Below are 15,486 nucleotides of genomic sequence, written 5' to 3'. Positions count from 1 at the left end.
GGACAGCACCGCTGTCCGGGCGGTTTTCAGTATAGTCAGTTCACGGCAATGGGTTTCGGCGCCTCGACCTGCGTCATCAGGTCGTCATTCCACGTGCCCTCGACCATGAAATGAGCAGTCGCTCCGAGTTCCACGGCCTCGATCAGATTGTGATTGACGTAGGCATAGATGCCCGGCTGCAGGAACGTATAGAGCGCCGAACCCGCCGAGCCGCCGCGGATGAACCAGGTTTCCAGATCCTTGGCCGGCGGGTTGGCGAATTTGCCCTGCTCCCAGACATAGTCACCGTGCCCACCGATCAGATGCGGCCGCGTATCGCGGTTGGCCTGCGAATGGACGATCAACACGGTCTCGCCGACCTTCGCCTTCATGGCGTTGTCGCCGGTCAGCGAACCGACCTTGCCGTTGAACACGACATGCGTCGGGATCAGCCCGCGCATCACCTTGACGATGTCGTCGTAACCGTCGCCGGCCGACTCGTAGCTCTTGAAATTGCCCTTCTCGTCGCGCGGGATGTAGAAGTCGCTCTCGCCGATGTAGAAGATCCTGTCGTATTTGACCGGCTTGCCCTGGTCGTTCCTCAGGCCATCGCGCGGCAGGACCATGATCGCGCCGTTCATGCCGGAGACGACATGCCACGGGATCATCGGGCCGCCGGGCGCGCAGTGATAGACGAACGTTCCCGTCCGGGTTGCCTTGAAGCGCAGGGTTACCTGTTCGCCGGGGTTGATCAAGGTCAGGCCGCCGCCGCCCAGTGCACCGGTTGCGGCGTGGAAGTCGATGTTGTGGGCAAGGGAGTTGGTATCGGGGTTGATGAGCGTCAGTTCGACATAGTCGTCCTGGTGCACGACCATCAGCGGGCCAGGAATCGTGCCGTTGTAAGTCATCGCATTGAGCTTTGTGCCGTCGGCGTCGATGACGACAGGCTTTTCTTCGATCGTCATGGTAAATTCGACGACCTTCGGTCCTGTCTTGGCGACCTGATCGTGCGGATGGACGAAAGGCGGTGCCACGAGCTTGATCTTTTCGCGCGGCAGCGCCTTGATGTCAGCTTGTGTGATCGTTGCGGAAAATGCCGGCATCGCCGCCACGGCGGCAGCGCCAATGGCTGCTCCGAAGAGGGCTTCGCGTCGCGTGAACATGGTAGTCTCCTGTCTCTCAACCGTTGCTGATAAGCAGAAGATACCCGAGATGACGCAGCGTCTCTTTGCGTTGGCGCAAACTGGTTGAGTTTCATTAGTTGGTCGGCATGAGCCCTCGACCAAGGGCAATCGTGCGCGTCACATGACGCGGAGCGCTGGCAATGCGCCAACGGACGACATCGGTGCCCTATGGGTGCCCTTGTCGGCAAAACCACCCGGATCAGAGGTCCGGCTTGTCGTCCCGATCGATTAGGATCCGCTCGGCGGCTCCGTCAAGATCCTCGTATTGACCGCTCCTCAAGGCCCACAGGAAGCCGGCAAGGCCCAGCGCGCCAAGAAAGAGGGCCACGGGTATGAGGTAAACAAGCGTCGTCATGACGATTGTGCCAACTGGTCGACACGGGCGCGCCTGTCTCGCCGCGCGTCTTGCGCCGGTGCGCTTGCCACAAAGCCTTGCAGGCGCAGCGCATTTCCGATCACAAGCAGCGACGAGGCGGACATGGCGATAGCCGCGATCAGCGGTGTGACGTGGCCCAGGATGGCGATCGGTACCGCGACGGCATTGTAGACGATCGCGATGGCGATGTTCTGACGGATCAGGCTTCCCGCCTTGCGCGAGATGTCCACGGCAAGTGGCACGGCCAGAAGGCTTTCGCGCAGGAACACGAAATCCGCAGCGCTGCGGCCGATGTCGGCCGCAGTGGCCGGAGCGATCGAGACATGCGCCGCGCTCAGTGCCGGCGTGTCGTTGAGCCCATCGCCGACCATCAGGACCTTGTGTTCGGCTTTCGCCAGGGTTTCGATGTGCTCGACCTTGCCAGACGGGAGCAGGGCCGGGACGAAGCTGTCGATGTTCAGTATCTCCGCGACTTTGCCACAAGCCCCGGCGGTATCGCCCGAGAGCATCTCGACCGACACCCCGGCATCCCTCAATTCCAGTATGGCTGCCCTGGCGTCGGCACGCAACGCATCCTCGAAGTCGAAGGTCGCGACAATGATCCCGTCTTTCGTCAGAACCGTTCCGCCATGGCCATGTCTGCCTTCTCCGCCGGTTCGCGCCTTCCATCCAGCCCATCCGCGTCGACCCAATCGCCAGGTGCTTCCAGCCGCGCTGGCTTCGATCCCGAAACCAGGGTGCTCGCTGACAGATTCGAGCTTCGGCCGGCCTGCAAGACCTGCAAAGCCGGCTATGGCCTTTGAATATGGGTGACGCGAATGCGCGGCCATGTCGGCTGCGATGGCCAGCATGGCCGGATCGATCGACGACGCATTGATGAGACGGGGCTGTCCGAGCGTGAGCGTGCCGGTCTTGTCGAACACCGCCGTATCAATCGCTGCCAGGCGTTCCATGGCCGAACCGTCTTTGACCATGATGCCGTTTTCGAACAAGCGCCGCGCCGCCACTACCTGCACGATCGGTACGGCGAGGCCGAGCGCGCACGGACATGTGATGATGAGAACGGCGATGGCGATGGTCATCGCCCGATGCCAGTCGCCGGTCGCCGCCATCCAGCCAAGGAATGTCACGAAGGCGGTGAGATGAACCACCGGAGCATAAAGCGCCGAAACTCGGTCTGCGATGCGGCGGTAATGCGCGCGGCCGCCCTCGGCGGCTTCCATCAGCCGAACCATTTCGGCCAGGAAAGAATCCTTCGCGGCGGCTGTCGCCTGGACTGTCAGCGGACCGGTAAGGTTGAGCACGCCGGCCTGCACGGACTCGCCCGGCGCCGCGGTTCTGGGCGTGCTCTCGCCGGAAACCAGAGAGCAGTCGAGATCGGACGATCCCCGAATGATCTTTCCGTCGACGGGTATCCTTTCGCCGGCTGCGATCAGCAGTTGCATGCCCGGCTCGATCTCGCCAATCGGCAGGTAGTCGCGCGCGCCATCGCCGCGCACCACCATGGCGCCACGCGCCGCCAGTTGTGACAGGCCTTTCACGGCGGTTCGGGCTCGTTCGCGCATCACGTGATCCAGCGTGCGGCCGATCAACAGGAAGAACAGCAACGATACCGACGCATCGAAATAGGCGTGGTCGCCATGGTTGATCGTCTCGTAGAGGCTCATGGCGTAGGCGAGCGAGACACCGACCGCGATGGGCACGTCCATGTTCATGCGGCCGTGGCGCAGCGCATTCCAGGCCGAGCGGAAGAAGATGCCGCCGGCGAAGGCAAGCGCCGGGATGGCGATCAGCGCCGAGACCCAGTGGAACAGATCGCGGGTCGGGCCCTCAGCACCGGACCAGACCGAGACCGAAAGCAGCATGATGTTGCCGGCCGCAAAGCCGGCAACCGCGACGGCGCGGATCAGCTCCGAAAGCGTCTTGTCCTCTTCATCCACCTCGGGGGCGAACAGATGCGCCTGGTAGCCGAGCCGCCCAAGCGCGGCGACGAGCGGTGGAACGTCGTCGCCACGCCACTGGACCGAAACCCGTTTGGTCGACAGGTTGACGCGAGCGCTCTCCACGCGATCGAGCTTGCCCAACGCCGTCTCGATCGCTTGGATGCAGGCTGCGCAATGAACCGTAGGGACTGAAAGGTCGGTCTGGCTGAGACCATCGCCAAGCGATCGGCTCGCCAGTTTGATCTCCTGGCTTGATGGTAGGACGGATGTGCCGCTGTCCAGATCCAGCGCCATTTCCGCGCCAGGCGCACAACAGCTCATTGCAGCGCTCCATGGGAAATCATGATCCTGCGGACCTCGCGATAGGGCTCCGCGAGACCGGCATCGGCGTCCACCTCGACGATCCAGACGCCGTCCTTTGGCATGTGCTGCGCGGCGAATTCCTGTCCGGTGGCGAGGGCGAGCGTGACCGACTTGTCTTCTTTCTCGTAGGCCGGATGGCGAAACAGCACCTTGACGCCATGCAAGGCAACCGGCTTGCCGGCGGCATCAGTGAGGCTATAGCGGACCTCGCCCCATGCGATGGTCAGCTTGCCTGTCCAGCCGAGGGCTGCCTGCGCCCGCCCTTCCTCTGCCTTCTTGTTGAATTGCTGGCTCGCCACGTAGGTGTTCTCGACGACAAGACCAGTCCAGCTTGTGTTGGCGAGCGTCGCCAGCGTCAGATTGACCGCGAGGATCACGCCGAAAAAGGCAAGGATGACGGCCAACATGTGCTTGCCGGTGAATTCGCGGGGCTTTTGCGCCTTGGCGGTCATCTTGCGATCTCCGGTGCGTTGAAGGTGGCGGTGTATTCGTCCGACTCGAAACTCGCCTTGTCTTCGACCCGGAACTTGAAGGTCTGCGCCGTGCCCTGGATCTGACCCGCCGGCTGGCGCACGAAAACCTTCAGCATCTTCAGCCGGTCGGGTTCGACCGAAATCGGGACGGAGCGACCGACGGGCAGATCGATGCCAACGACGCTCATCTCGGCTCCCTGCAAGCCTTGAATGGTGACGACGATCGTCCTTGGCTCGGGGATCATGTTGAGCAATTTGACGGTGTAACCGTTGCGGATCGAGCCGTCGGACAGCGTGACGAACTGCGGATTGCGGTCATGCAGCACGTTGACTTCGAGCCGGTCGCGCGTCAGCAGCGAATAGAGCAGGCCCAGGCCGATCAGCGACCACATAGCCATGTAGACGTAAGTGCGCGGCCGGAAGATCTTGCGGATATGAAAATGGGCCACCTTGTCGGAGAACGTGCCATCCGCCGCCCTGACCAGCGACGGATTGACGGAACTGGAACCGCCCGCGGTCGCCAGCGTCATGTTGGCGTTGTAGTCGGAGAGCGTCGCGTAGGAGATCAGCCCGCGCTCCCTGCCGAGTTTGTCCATGACGCCGTCGCAGGCGTCGATGCAAAGCGCGCAGGTGATGCATTCGAGTTGCTGGCCATCGCGAATGTCGATTCCCATCGGGCAGACCGCGACGCAGGCATTGCAGTCGACGCAGTCGCCGACGGGCTGCCCTGCGGCAAGGACCTTCTTGGCGTGACGCGACCGCGGTTCGCCGCGCCAGTCATTGTAGGTGACGGTGAGGGAATTCTCGTCGAGCATGGCCGCCTGGATGCGCGGCCATGGGCACATGTAGGTGCAGACTTGCTCGCGCATCAGCCCGCCGAACGTATAGGTCGTCGCCGTCAGAACGGCGACGGTGATGTAGGCGACGGGCGCCGCGGTGCCGGTAAAGAGCTCGACAACCAGCGTCGGCGCATCGGCGAAATAGAAGATCCAGGCGCCGCCGGTCGCCGCGCCTATGACCAGCCAGATGGCGTGTTTCGATACCCGCAGCACGAGTTTGCGGACGGTCCAGGGACCGGCATCGAGCTTCATACGCGCGTTGCGATCACCCTCGATGGCCCGTTCGACGACGAGAAACAGATCGACCCATACGGTCTGTGGGCATGTGTAGCCACACCAGGCACGCCCGACAGTCGACGTGATCAGGAAAAGACCGACGCCGGCCATGACCAGCAGGCCGGCCACATAGTAGAACTCCTGCGGCCATATCTCGATGAAGAAGAAGTAGAAGCGCCGGTTGGCTAGATCGAGCAGCACGGCCTGGTCCGGGGCGAATGGGCCACGATCCCATCGCAACCACGGCGTCAGATAGTAGATGCCCAGCGTGATTGCCATCACCAGCCACTTGAAGCGGCGAAAGTTGCCTGAGGCGCGTTTCGGGAAGATCTTCTTGCGTGCCGCGTAAAGTGGCTGACGGGTCTTGGCGGAGTTGACCGCCTCGGCTTCGAGCCGTTCTACTTGTGTGTTGTCCAGCACGAGTTATCTCCAATCGCGCAACCGATGGTTTGCAGTGCAATGACATCGCTGATTTAACTGACGTCCGGAGTGCCGCGCGTTGACCAAGCTTTGCCGCATGGCAAGCCGCACCGCGTTGATACAAGTCAAACCGGGTTGCCGGAATGCAAATCGAGGCCCGGCGTTGCCGGGCCTCGTCGCCTGGGCGATGATGGCCAGAGAATGGACCCCCGCTTCCTATTCTCCACCGCCAAGCGAATGCACGTAAACCGCCAGTTCCTTGACCTTGGTTTCGCCCAGGCGCGCGCCCCAGGCCGGCATCACGCCGTGTTTCGGCGCGCGAACCTGGGCGGCGATGGCTGTTTCGCCGGGCCCGTAGAGCCAGATCGCGTCGGTCAGGTCGGGGGCGCCGAGTTCCTTGTTGCCTTTCGCGTTGTCGCCGTGACAGGCCACGCAATTTTCCGCAAAGACCTTGGCGCCGGGCGCGACCAACGCTTGATCGCTGACAGTGCCGGACAGGCTGGCGACGTAGGCGCTAACCTGTTGGACCTGGTCGGCGGTGATGACGTCGCCAAAGGCCGGCATTTCCGACACGCGGGTATCCGTATCGGACGCGAAGCGGATGCCGTGCGTGATCGTTTGCTGGATCTGCTCGGCCTTGCCGCCCCACAACCAGTCGTCGTCGTTCAGGTTGGGAAAGCCCTTGGACCCTTGCGCGCCGGAGCCATGGCACTGCACGCAATTGACCTTGAACGCGGCGCCACCGGCGGCGATGGCGAATTCGCGCAACGCATCGTCGGAGGCGATCTCGGACACGGTTTTCGATTGAATTGCCGCGACATACTTGCCCTTGGCAACCTCGGCCGCCGCCAACTCGTTGCCGACGTCGTTACGGCTCGAGTAGCCGAGCACGCCCTTGGTTGCCGAGGTCAGCATCGGCCATGCGGGATACGCAATGGTGTAGCCGATCGCCCAGACAATGGTAATGTAGAATGTTATGATCCACCAGCGCGGAAGCGGGTTGTTGAGCTCCCTGATGCCATCCCACTCATGGCCCGTGGTCGAGACGCCAGTGACCTCGTCGATATGCTCGTTGCTCATCGTCAATCGTCCTTGAGAGGAATACGGGCGGCTTCGTCCGCTTGGCCGCGGCTGCCGGGGCGGAATGCGAAGGCGACTGCGCCAACAAAGAAAAGCGCCATGGCAACCAGGCCCCAGCTGTCGGCAAACTCTCGCATCAAATTGTAATCCATCGATAAAACTCCTCAGCGATAGCCGGCGGCTTCGTCGTAGTTCTTGAAATCGACCAAGGTGCCGAGCATCTGCAGATAGGCGACGAGGGCATCCATTTCGGTAACCTGTTGCGGATTGCCGTCGAAGTCGCCGATCTTGGCCTTGGGGTAGCGGGTCTCGAGACCGGATGTATCGGCGTTGGGATCGGCCTGCGCCATCAGGTCGGCATTGGCGTGAGCGATCATGTCATCGGTGTAGGGGACGCCGACCCGCCCATTGGCGACCAGATGTGTCGAGAAATCCTTCACCTCGATCGGCTGGTCCTTCAGGAATGCGTAGCTCGGCATGATCGATTCCGGCACCACCGAACGCGGATCCGTAAGGTGCTGAACGTGCCATCCATTCGAGTAGCGGTCGCCAACCCGGGCGAGGTCCGGCCCGGTTCGCTTCGATCCCCACTGGAAAGGATGATCGTACATCGACTCGGCCGCCAGGCTGTAGTGACCATAGCGTTCGACTTCGTCCCGGAACGGCCTGATCATCTGGCTGTGGCAGAGATAGCAGCCTTCGCGCACATAGACATTGCGTCCGGCGAGTTCGAGCGGCGAATAGGGCCGCATGCCCTCGACCTTTTCGATCGTATTGTCGAGATAGAAGAGCGGTGCGATCTCGACGATGCCGCCGACGGTCACCACAAGAAGAGAGCCAACGAGAAGAAGCGTGGCGTTCTTCTCGATGATTGCGTGTCTGTCCATCAAGCCCATTTTCTGGCTCCTTATTCGGCAGGCTGAAGGGCGGGAACGGAGCCGGGCATTGGCTCCTCCTCGCGCTGGTGTCCGAGGATGGTCATGGTGACGTTCCAAGCCATGATCAGAGCGCCGGAGAGGTACATCGCCCCGCCGATGGCGCGCATGACGTAGTAGGGGTGCATGGCGGCAACGGTTTCAGCGAAGGAGTAGACCAGGAAGCCTTGCTCGTCGTATTCGCGCCACATCAGGCCCTGCATGATGCCGGACACCCACATCACCGCGGCGTAGACGACGATGCCGAGCGTCGCCAGCCAGAAGTGCCAGGTGACCAGCCGCAGCGAATAGAGCCGGTCGCGGTTCCACAGCTTCGGCACCATGTAGTAGATCGCACCGAACGAGATCATGCCTACCCAGCCGAGCGCACCGGAGTGCACGTGGCCAATGGTCCAGTCGGTATAATGCGACAGCGAATTGACCGCCTTGATCGACATCATCGGGCCTTCGAAGGTCGACATGCCGTAGAAGGCGATAGCCATCACCATCATGCGGATGATTGGATCGGTGCGGAGCTTGTCCCAAGCGCCGGACAGCGTCATCAGGCCGTTGATCATGCCGCCCCATGACGGCATCCACAGCATGATCGAGAACACCATGCCGAGCGTCTGCGCCCAGTCGGGCAGGGCGGTGTAGTGGAGATGGTGCGGACCGGCCCAGATGTAGAGGAAGATCAGCGCCCAGAAGTGGATGATCGAGAGACGATAGGAATAGACCGGCCGGTTCGCCTGCTTGGGCACGAAGTAATACATCATGCCGAGGAAGCCGGCGGTGAGGAAGAAGCCGACGGCGTTGTGACCGTACCACCATTGCGTCAGGGCGTCCTGGACACCAGAAAAAGCGGAGTAGCTCTTGGAGCCCAGGAATGACGCTGGCATCGACAGGTTATTGACCACATGCAGCATCGCGATGGTGACGATGAAGGAGAGGTAGAACCAGTTGGCAACGTAGATATGCGGCTCCTTGCGCTTCAGGATCGTGCCAAGGAACAGGATGAGATAGGCGACCCAGACGATGGTCAGCCAGATGTCCACGTACCATTCTGGTTCGGCGTATTCGCGGCTCTCGGTGATGCCGAGCAGATAGCCGGTCGCGGCCATGACGATGAAAAGCTGATATCCCCAGAACACGAACCAGGCGAGGCCGCCGCCAAACAGCCGCGCACGGCTGGTGCGCTGCACCACATACAAGGACGTGCAAAGCAGCGCATTGCCGCCGAAGGCAAAGACGACGGCGGATGTGTGCAATGGCCGCAGCCGGCCGAAATTCAACCAGGGTTGGATATTGAGGTCCGGATAGGCGAGTTGCAGCGCGATGACGACGCCGACCAACATGCCGACAACACCCCAGAACATAGTGGCGATGGCGCCGTAGCGAATCGGCCCATCCATGTAGGCCGATGGGTCAACCGCGGCTGCCCGCGCGAAACTGGTGTTGCGAAGAAGAACAACGGTAAAGCCCACCAGCACGATGAACAGCACCCACATATGCTGGCGAAAGGGTTCGTCCACGCCGAACCCTGCCGCCACCAGGGCCGCAAACGCAAACAGGCCTAGAGCCACGATTTCAGTGCCGAATTTCATGACATATCCCCGACCTCGGATTCCGATTCGCGGACATCGATCCGCAGCGGCACCATTTAGCAGCGGCTTTGTGGCCGCCTTGATCCATGTCAAAGCTCGGTGCGTTCGGATTGGGCAGCGTCGGTCTCGCAAACGACCGGGAGGTTGCCATTGAATTCGGAGAAAGCGCGAGGATCGCCGCTGTTTGAAAACCGCCGCGAAATTTCAACGCCGGCTGGACGGTTCGACAGGCAGGCCGTGCCCGCAGCCGTGATGAGGCGCGCGCATGGCGAGAAACTGCAGCTCTGCGATTCTCTGGAGAAAATCGCCGACGCGTTGCCAGGCGTCGATCCCTTGATGTGCCTCAGCACGGCTAACGCGATCTTGCCGCTTTTGCGCAACATTCATCAATATGAAGAGACGATCATTTTCCCCGCTTACGAAGAGGCGGTGGTCGGCAGCGATGCGAACCTTGCCTCAACCCGGCGGTTGCGGGCCGAACACGTGGAAGACGAGTGCTTTGCCGGCGAGGTGACTGAAATTCTGCTGGCGATCGGTCACGGCGAGCCCGTCGAGAATCCGGAAGCTATCGGCTTCATGCTGCGCGGTTTCTTCGAAAGCATGCGCAGGCACATCGCATTTGAACGCGAGCATGTCTTGCCGATGATCGGGATCGCGGACGCTCACTAGGCCCCGGAGCGGCGCTCCAGGCGGCTCAGGCTTTCCACCGTCACATGTCGATTGTTTTCGATCCGGATTACGCCCTCCGCCCGCAGTCTGGTCAACTGGCGGCTCACCGTCTCGATCGTCAGACCGAGAAAATCGGCGATGTCGGCGCGTGTGAGCGGCAGATCGAAGCTCGTCGAATTGGTGGCTGGATCAGTTGCAGGATCGATATTCCTGGCAATCATCAGCAGAAAGCTCGCCACTTTCTCCGAAGCGGTCTTGCGTCCGAGCGTCACCATCCACTCGCGTGCTTCGTCGAGTTCCTTCAGCGTTTGCTTGAGCAGGCGATGCTCGAGCTCCGGCGACTCCCTCATCATCCTTTCGATGGACGCCTTTGGAAATGAACACAGGGAGACGGCTGTTGCCGCTTCGGCGTTGATCTCGCTTTCAACCTTGAAAGGTCGCCCCAGAAAATCGGGGGCGAACTGGAGGCCGACAATCTGCTGACGTCCGTCCGAAAGCCCCTTTGTCAGCTTCACCACGCCGGAAAGCACGTTGGAGTAGCTGTTGACGGTCTCGGCATCGCCGATCAGTTCTGCTCCTGGTTCAATCGTGTACCTCGATGAGGTCTTGGAGAGCGCGACCAACTGGTCGGGGTCAAGCGCACCGCAAACGCCGCGATGCCTTGCCTCGCAGGATTGGCAAAGCACGGGAATGCCGGCGCTGTGAACATCTTGACGCACTGTCATCGCGGTCGTCCGTGGATCCAGAGTGCCGGCAAGATAGCATCGGCCATTGAAAATGCCTTGCGGCAGTTTGTCCGTTGAAGAGGCTTTGACCGAAATCAAGGCATTGGCGTGCCGATGCGGCCATTTCCTCGACCATAAAAACATAGGAATCGTGACATGCGACCGGAGCTAGCTGCCAGACTTGGCGAGAACGTGCCGCGCTACACCAGTTATCCGACCGCGCCGCATTTCCATGCGGGGGTCGATGCCGCTGTCTGTCGAGGCTGGCTGGAAGCGCTCGGGAACGGCGATGAGATTTCACTCTATCTGCATATCCCCTACTGCGACAGGCTTTGCTGGTTTTGCGCCTGCCATACCAAGCAGACACGTCACTATGAACCGGTGACCGCCTATCTCCGTTCGTTGCATGCGGAGATCGCCACGGTTGCCCGTATCGTCGCCGGTAAGGCCGGGGTGCGTGCTGTCCACCTCGGCGGCGGCTCTCCGACGATGCTGAAGCCCGAGGACATGGTGGCGCTGGGTGCGGCATTGCGCGCCAGCTTTGATTTTCTTCCAGACGCTAGGATCAGCGTCGAAATCGAACCCAACGATATGGACGACGGACGCCTCGACGCACTCGCCGAAATCGGCATGACGCGAGCGAGCCTCGGCGTACAGGATTTCGATCCGAAGGTGCAGAAAGCGATCAACCGCGAGCAGAGCTTCCTGCTAACCAAGGCGGTCGTCGACGGGGTTCGCTCACGCGGTGTCGAGTCCGTGAACCTCGATCTGCTCTACGGCTTGCCGCATCAGACCAAAGAGAGCGTCTCCTCCACCGTCGAGCAGGCGCTGACCCTGGAGCCAGACCGGATAGCGCTTTTTGGCTACGCTCATGTGCCGTGGTTCAAGAAACATCAAACGATGATCGACGAGGCATGGTTGCCCGGTCCCATGGAGCGTTTCGAACAATCGCAACTGGCCGCGCGGGCCATCGTCGACAAGGGATACGAGGCCATCGGGCTCGACCATTTCGCAAAGCCCGGCGATGCGCTGGCAGTTGCGTCCCGTTCGGGGACATTGCACCGAAACTTCCAGGGCTACACCGAGGATCACTGCGCGACCCTGATCGGCCTCGGCCCGTCATCCATCAGCCAGTTTCGCCAAGGCTATGCGCAGAACATGCCTTCGACCGCCGAGTATGGACGCATGGTCGCAGGCGGCGGACTGGCCGCGATCCGTGGTATCGCATTGTCCGATGATGATCGCGTCCGTGGCTGGATCATCGAGCGCCTGATGTGCGATTTCGCCTTCTCGGCAATCGATCTGGTGGAACGCTTCGGCGAGCGCGGCCAACGGCTCCTTCTCGAGGCAAGTTCCATGGCTCTCAAAAATCCCGACCGGTTGCTTGAGCTCGACGGCGACTGTTTCGTCGTGCCGGCGGAAAGTCGCCCCTTTGTCAGAAGCATCGCAGCGAAGTTCGACAAATATCTCGAAACCGGGAAGAGCAGGCATTCAGCGGCGGTCTGACAATGGACCCCGTCAAAAATGCTCCCCAGCCTTGAAGGGGCCGATGCGGGTTCCCGCCGCTATCAGATATGCGGTCGACCAGCCAATGAGCAGGAACCCGTTCACTCCCTCAAGGGCCGCCAGCATACGCCACGCATGAGCAGGCACGATGTCGCCATAGCCAACCGTCGAAAAGGTGATGGTTGAAAAGTAGAGGGCGGTTTCGAAGTCGACGAAGATATCGAGCAACCGGTACAGCCCGGCCCAGAGCCAGACCTCGGTGGTCATGACGGCGAAAAGCCCCATCACCACGCTTATCATAGCGACAGTGCGGCTGCGACGCCCATGCATACGAAACCGCGCGACAAGGTATCCCATCGCATGCGTGATGGCGATGAGGCCAAAGGTGTGGACCAGGACTGTCAGACTTATGATGACGGTGCCGATGAGCAGATTGAGGACCATGTGCGGAAGGTAGAAATCGCAACCGCGTCCTTCCTTGCGCGAAATCAAATCCGGGCGGCTTTCGAGCGTTGAACCGGCAGGTTTCGCCGAAAGGCTGTCTGCGCAAAGCCGTGACGGGCAAACTCGGCGCTCTGAACGGTCGAGTTTGGCACCGTGTGGACCGAAAGTGTTCGGATGGGCTGGCGGATTTGTAGGTACCGAATGCCGGACTGACGGTCCTTGACCTTCGCAACGACGTCGACTAGCTAGGTCAGTGTATGCGGGTATGGTGAAATGGTATCACAAGAGCCTTCCAAGCTCACAGTGCGGGTTCGATTCCCGCTACCCGCTCCAAAGGCCCACGCCAACTACCTCTGACCTGACGTCCCGTTGAACGCCAAAGCGTTCAATCAAGCGAGTATCCTGCTGCGCACGGGCGGGACGCTTCGAGGGCGCGCTATTGGCTCCCAGACGGAATGTTGGGGGGCGGTATTCGCTCCAAGACCTTCATCCGTACCGACGCTTTGCGCCCGGTGACGGGTGCTACGCGACGACGGTCAGCCTGCGCTGGCGCTGATCCAGCGACACGATTGTCAGTCCGCTGCCGACAACCAGCAGGATGCCGCAGACGGCCAATGCATTGGGGAATTGCCCGAACACCAGCAGGCCCGAAATGACCGCCCAGACGGTGAAGCAATAATAGAACGGCGCCACGGCGCTGGTTGGCCCGACGCGATAGGCCATGAAGATGAAGAAGTGACCGAAGATCAGGAAAAATCCGGCGCCGGCCATCAGCAGCAGGTGGCGCGTCTCGGGCATGACCCAGCGCTCTGAAACCAGATGCGCGGCACCGGCGCCGATCAGCACCACCACGACGGCGGAAATCGCCACGATCATCCCCGGCACCTCTGCGGAGACCCCCCTGCCGGCAAGGTCGCGCGCCGCCGCCAGCGCGGCGTTGCCCAGCGCCAGCAAGGCGTAGACCGAAATGCCTTGCATAGTCGGTTGCGCCACCATCAGCGCGCCGATGAAGCCGAGCCCGATCAGCGCCATGCGCTGACCGCCGATCCGCTCGCCAAACAGGATCGACGAGCCGACCAGCATCAACAGTGGCGTGATCTGTCCGAGCGCGGTCGAATCCGCGATCTGCATGTTGGCGAGCGCCACCACGTAACAGAGGATCGCCGCCAGCTCGAGCAGGTTCCTGCGCAGCACGCGCTTGTCGAAGATCAGCGGAATCTGTTTGCCGTAGCCGAGCGCGAACAGCAGCGGGAAGCCCCAGAGCGTTGCAGCCGCGCCGCGCAGAAACAGCACTTCGTAGGACGGCAGGCCTGACGTTGCGAGTTTCATCATCGTATCGTTGACGAGATACGACCCGGTCGAAATGATCATGAACAGCGGGCCGCGAACGGTCGTCGGAAGGAAATGCATCCAGTCAGGAGATCAGACCTGGATGATGACCGCAATGGGCCATGAGCTGGCCGTGTATCAGACAGTGGTGGGCAAGGACGAGGACGCAATCCGGCTTCGTTCGATCGGTCTCTCGCCCATTTCATTCCTCCGCGGGCATTCCTATATCAGCGCCACATCCCGCAACCGGATCTCGGTTCGGACCGAGTGAGACGGCGCCCGGCCAAAAGACGCTTGTGTTTTTTGGCCTTTGTCGCTAATCGCCCCGCATTCGACTGAACTGAAGGTCAAGGCCGTCCAAGGAAAGAGACTATGGCAAAAGGTAAATTCGAGCGCACTAAGCCTCATGTGAACATCGGCACGATTGGTCACGTTGACCATGGCAAGACGTCGCTGACGGCGGCGATCACGAAGTATTTTGGCGAATACAAGCGCTATGACCAGATCGATGCGGCGCCGGAAGAGAAGGCGCGCGGCATCACGATCTCGACGGCTCACGTTGAATACGAGACGGCCAACCGCCACTACGCTCACGTCGACTGCCCCGGCCACGCCGACTATGTGAAGAACATGATCACCGGTGCCGCGCAGATGGACGGCGCGATCCTGGTTGTTTCGGCTGCCGACGGCCCGATGCCGCAGACCCGCGAGCACATCCTGCTTGCCCGCCAGGTCGGCGTGCCGTCGATCGTCGTGTTTCTGAACAAGGTCGACCAGGTCGACGACGCCGAGCTGCTCGAACTGGTCGAGCTCGAGGTTCGCGAGCTTCTGACCAAGAACGAGTTCCCCGGCGACGACATTCCGATCGTCAAGGGTTCGGCGCTGGCTGCCTTGGAAGATTCGGACAAGAAGATCGGCGAGGACGCGATCCGCGAGCTGATGGCTGCGGTCGATGCCTACATCCCGACGCCGGTTCGTCCGCTCGACAAGCCGTTCCTGATGCCGATCGAGGACGTGTTCTCGATCTCGGGCCGTGGCACGGTGGTGACCGGTCGCGTCGAGCGCGGCGTGGTCAAGGTCGGCGAGGAGCTGGAGATCATCGGCATCCGTCCGACGACCAAGACGACCTGCACGGGCGTCGAGATGTTCCGCAAGCTGCTCGATCAGGGCCAGGCTGGCGACAACATCGGCGCGCTGCTGCGCGGCGTTGACCGTGAAGGTGTCGAGCGCGGCCAGGTTCTGGCCAAGCCGGGCACGGTGAAGCCGCACAAGAAGTTCGTGGCCGAAGCCTACATCCTGACCAAGGACGAGGGTGGCCGTCACACGCCGTTCTTCACCAACTACCGTCCGCAGTTCTACTTC

The 15,486-nt window shown here is 61.4% G+C and carries 16 protein-coding genes and 1 tRNA gene; 5 read left to right on the top strand and 12 right to left on the bottom strand.

Annotated elements, in window-relative coordinates:
* Positions 1-35: 35 nt before the first annotated feature.
* The 9 genes from nirK to ccoN form a co-directional block, all read right to left on the bottom strand.
* A complete protein-coding gene (nirK, locus tag BLS48_RS32305) occupies positions 36-1,142 on the bottom strand; it encodes a copper-containing nitrite reductase (protein WP_091586333.1) in 1,107 nt (368 codons plus the stop codon).
* Positions 1,143-1,362: 220 nt separating this feature from the next.
* Positions 1,363-1,518, bottom strand: coding sequence for a cbb3-type cytochrome oxidase assembly protein CcoS (gene ccoS / locus BLS48_RS32300; protein WP_091586331.1), 156 nt, complete (start codon positions 1,516-1,518; stop codon positions 1,363-1,365).
* Entirely contained in the window at positions 1,515-3,803 is a 2,289-nt protein-coding gene (locus tag BLS48_RS32295; RefSeq protein WP_091586329.1) for a heavy metal translocating P-type ATPase, read from the bottom strand. The genes ccoS and BLS48_RS32295 overlap by 4 nt, the downstream gene beginning before the upstream one ends.
* Positions 3,800-4,297 (bottom strand): FixH family protein, encoded by a 498-nt coding sequence (locus BLS48_RS32290; RefSeq protein ID WP_091586327.1) that lies wholly within the window; start codon positions 4,295-4,297, stop codon positions 3,800-3,802. The genes BLS48_RS32295 and BLS48_RS32290 overlap by 4 nt, the downstream gene beginning before the upstream one ends.
* Positions 4,294-5,853, bottom strand: coding sequence for a cytochrome c oxidase accessory protein CcoG (ccoG, locus tag BLS48_RS32285; RefSeq protein WP_091586325.1), 1,560 nt, complete (start codon positions 5,851-5,853; stop codon positions 4,294-4,296). Before ccoG ends, BLS48_RS32290 begins: the two co-directional genes overlap by 4 nt.
* A 216-nt stretch (positions 5,854-6,069) precedes the next feature.
* Positions 6,070-6,933 (bottom strand): cytochrome-c oxidase, cbb3-type subunit III, encoded by an 864-nt coding sequence (gene ccoP / locus BLS48_RS32280; protein ID WP_091586323.1) that lies wholly within the window; start codon positions 6,931-6,933, stop codon positions 6,070-6,072.
* Between the two features lie 2 nt (positions 6,934-6,935).
* Entirely contained in the window at positions 6,936-7,085 is a 150-nt protein-coding gene (locus BLS48_RS32275; protein WP_091586321.1) for a cbb3-type cytochrome c oxidase subunit 3, read from the bottom strand.
* A gap of 12 nt (positions 7,086-7,097) precedes the next feature.
* A complete protein-coding gene (gene ccoO, locus BLS48_RS32270) occupies positions 7,098-7,829 on the bottom strand; it encodes a cytochrome-c oxidase, cbb3-type subunit II (RefSeq protein ID WP_091586319.1) in 732 nt (243 codons plus the stop codon).
* Between the two features lie 11 nt (positions 7,830-7,840).
* Entirely contained in the window at positions 7,841-9,451 is a 1,611-nt protein-coding gene (gene ccoN / locus BLS48_RS32265; protein WP_091586317.1) for a cytochrome-c oxidase, cbb3-type subunit I, read from the bottom strand.
* A 252-nt stretch (positions 9,452-9,703) separates the two neighbouring features.
* On the opposite strand from ccoN, the gene BLS48_RS32260 reads away from it, so the two are divergent.
* Positions 9,704-10,120: a hemerythrin domain-containing protein gene (locus BLS48_RS32260; protein ID WP_091586374.1), complete on the top strand. Its 417-nt coding sequence runs from the start codon at positions 9,704-9,706 to the stop codon at positions 10,118-10,120.
* Here the strand turns inward: BLS48_RS32260 and BLS48_RS32255 are convergent.
* Positions 10,117-10,845 (bottom strand): Crp/Fnr family transcriptional regulator, encoded by a 729-nt coding sequence (locus BLS48_RS32255; protein ID WP_091586372.1) that lies wholly within the window; start codon positions 10,843-10,845, stop codon positions 10,117-10,119. The genes BLS48_RS32260 and BLS48_RS32255 overlap by 4 nt on opposite strands.
* A gap of 156 nt (positions 10,846-11,001) precedes the next feature.
* Between BLS48_RS32255 and hemN the strand changes: the two genes are divergently transcribed.
* Positions 11,002-12,351, top strand: a complete 1,350-nt coding sequence (gene hemN, locus BLS48_RS32250) for an oxygen-independent coproporphyrinogen III oxidase (protein WP_091586315.1) — start codon at positions 11,002-11,004, stop codon at positions 12,349-12,351.
* A gap of 12 nt (positions 12,352-12,363) precedes the next feature.
* On the opposite strand, the gene BLS48_RS32245 is transcribed toward hemN, so the two are convergent.
* A complete protein-coding gene (locus BLS48_RS32245) occupies positions 12,364-12,843 on the bottom strand; it encodes a potassium channel family protein (RefSeq protein WP_244529996.1) in 480 nt (159 codons plus the stop codon).
* 211 nt (positions 12,844-13,054) lie between these two features.
* On the opposite strand from BLS48_RS32245, the gene BLS48_RS32240 reads away from it, so the two are divergent.
* Positions 13,055-13,128, top strand: a tRNA-Gly gene (locus BLS48_RS32240).
* A gap of 189 nt (positions 13,129-13,317) precedes the next feature.
* Here the strand turns inward: BLS48_RS32240 and BLS48_RS32235 are convergent.
* Entirely contained in the window at positions 13,318-14,205 is an 888-nt protein-coding gene (locus BLS48_RS32235; protein ID WP_091586313.1) for a DMT family transporter, read from the bottom strand.
* A 22-nt stretch (positions 14,206-14,227) separates the two neighbouring features.
* Between BLS48_RS32235 and BLS48_RS35865 the strand changes: the two genes are divergently transcribed.
* Positions 14,228-14,395, top strand: a complete 168-nt coding sequence (locus BLS48_RS35865; RefSeq protein WP_167365329.1) for a hypothetical protein — start codon at positions 14,228-14,230, stop codon at positions 14,393-14,395.
* A 101-nt stretch (positions 14,396-14,496) separates the two neighbouring features.
* Positions 14,497-15,486 (top strand): elongation factor Tu (tuf, locus tag BLS48_RS32230; RefSeq protein WP_091586368.1); only part of this gene is annotated, 990 nt, incomplete at its 3' end.

This window comes from Mesorhizobium qingshengii, assembly GCF_900103325.1.
GTDB classification, from domain to species: domain Bacteria; phylum Pseudomonadota; class Alphaproteobacteria; order Rhizobiales; family Rhizobiaceae; genus Mesorhizobium; species Mesorhizobium qingshengii.
The sequence above is the reverse complement of the archived record's forward strand: the minus strand, read 5'-3'. Positions and strand labels throughout refer to the sequence as shown.

Coding starts and splice junctions, on each gene's coding strand:
- BLS48_RS32235 (WP_091586313.1), bottom strand. CDS start 14,205: ATGCATTTCCTTCCGACGACCGTTCGCGGCCCGCTGTTCATGATCATT.
- BLS48_RS32275 (WP_091586321.1), bottom strand. CDS start 7,085: ATGGATTACAATTTGATGCGAGAGTTTGCCGACAGCTGGGGCCTGGTT.
- BLS48_RS32295 (WP_091586329.1), bottom strand. CDS start 3,803: ATGAGCTGTTGTGCGCCTGGCGCGGAAATGGCGCTGGATCTGGACAGC.
- BLS48_RS32260 (WP_091586374.1), top strand. CDS start 9,704: ATGAGGCGCGCGCATGGCGAGAAACTGCAGCTCTGCGATTCTCTGGAG.
- hemN (WP_091586315.1), top strand. CDS start 11,002: ATGCGACCGGAGCTAGCTGCCAGACTTGGCGAGAACGTGCCGCGCTAC.
- ccoN (WP_091586317.1), bottom strand. CDS start 9,451: ATGAAATTCGGCACTGAAATCGTGGCTCTAGGCCTGTTTGCGTTTGCG.
- ccoS (WP_091586331.1), bottom strand. CDS start 1,518: ATGACGACGCTTGTTTACCTCATACCCGTGGCCCTCTTTCTTGGCGCG.
- BLS48_RS32255 (WP_091586372.1), bottom strand. CDS start 10,845: ATGACAGTGCGTCAAGATGTTCACAGCGCCGGCATTCCCGTGCTTTGC.
- nirK (WP_091586333.1), bottom strand. CDS start 1,142: ATGTTCACGCGACGCGAAGCCCTCTTCGGAGCAGCCATTGGCGCTGCC.
- BLS48_RS35865 (WP_167365329.1), top strand. CDS start 14,228: ATGATGACCGCAATGGGCCATGAGCTGGCCGTGTATCAGACAGTGGTG.
- ccoP (WP_091586323.1), bottom strand. CDS start 6,933: ATGAGCAACGAGCATATCGACGAGGTCACTGGCGTCTCGACCACGGGC.
- ccoO (WP_091586319.1), bottom strand. CDS start 7,829: ATGGGCTTGATGGACAGACACGCAATCATCGAGAAGAACGCCACGCTT.
- BLS48_RS32290 (WP_091586327.1), bottom strand. CDS start 4,297: ATGACCGCCAAGGCGCAAAAGCCCCGCGAATTCACCGGCAAGCACATG.